The 800-nt window shown below is 60.2% G+C and carries 1 protein-coding gene; it reads left to right on the top strand.

Annotation, left to right across the window (positions count from 1 at the left end):
- A partial coding sequence (locus E1J61_RS36190; RefSeq protein WP_133098564.1) for an IS4 family transposase occupies positions 1–782 on the top strand: 782 nt, incomplete at its 5' end.
- Positions 783–800 lie beyond the last annotated feature (18 nt).

The following is an 800-nucleotide window of genomic DNA, read 5'->3' as shown; positions in this document are numbered from 1 at the left end:
CGGACCGCGAGGGTGATATTGCCGAGTTGATGGCGCGTGCCCAGGAACTTGGCCAACCAGCCGACTGGCTGATCCGCAGCCAACACAACCGAAACCTTGCTGAGGGCGGCAAGTTGTGGGATAGCGTCGACGCCAGCCCAGTACTCGGGGAAATCACGTTTATCTTGCCAGGGCGTGCAGGCCAGAAGGCGCGCGAGGTCAAACAGGAACTACGCGCACAACGTGTGAAGCTGCCCGGCCTGGATGCCCCGACCCTCACCTGTGTAGAGGCTAGGGAGATCGGAGCGCCCGCAGGCGTCAAGCCAGTGGTTTGGCGGCTGTTGACGAACCGGCAAGCACAGGATGCCGATGCGGTCATTGAGCTGATTGAATGGTATCGGGCCAGATGGGAGGTCGAGATGTTCTTCCATGTCCTGAAGACCGGCTGCAAGGTCGAAGCGCTGCAGCTATCGCAAATGGATCGTGTGGAGCGGGCCCTGGCGTTGTACATGGTGGTGGCGTGGCGTATTGCCCGCTTGATGCGGTTGGGCAGAACCTGCCCGGATCTCGATGCGTCCCTGTTCTTCGACGCCGACGAGATTCGGGGGGCATACGTGCTCGCCAAGAAAGCTCGCCCGAAGACACCGGTCACACTCAATCAGATGATTCGGTTGGTTGCTTCCCTTGGTGGGTTCCTTGGGCGGAAGAGCGATGGCGAGCCCGGCGCTAAGACAATCTGGATCGGCATGCAGCGAACCATGGACGCCGCGCTCACCATTCAAGCACTACGGGAAGAGTCCTGACTTCCGTATAAGGAAATG

It is taken from the genome of Cupriavidus sp. L7L, assembly GCF_004353535.1.
GTDB lineage: Bacteria > Pseudomonadota > Gammaproteobacteria > Burkholderiales > Burkholderiaceae > Cupriavidus > Cupriavidus oxalaticus_A.
Note: the sequence above shows the minus strand (reverse complement) of the source record. Positions and strands in the feature narration are given on the sequence as shown.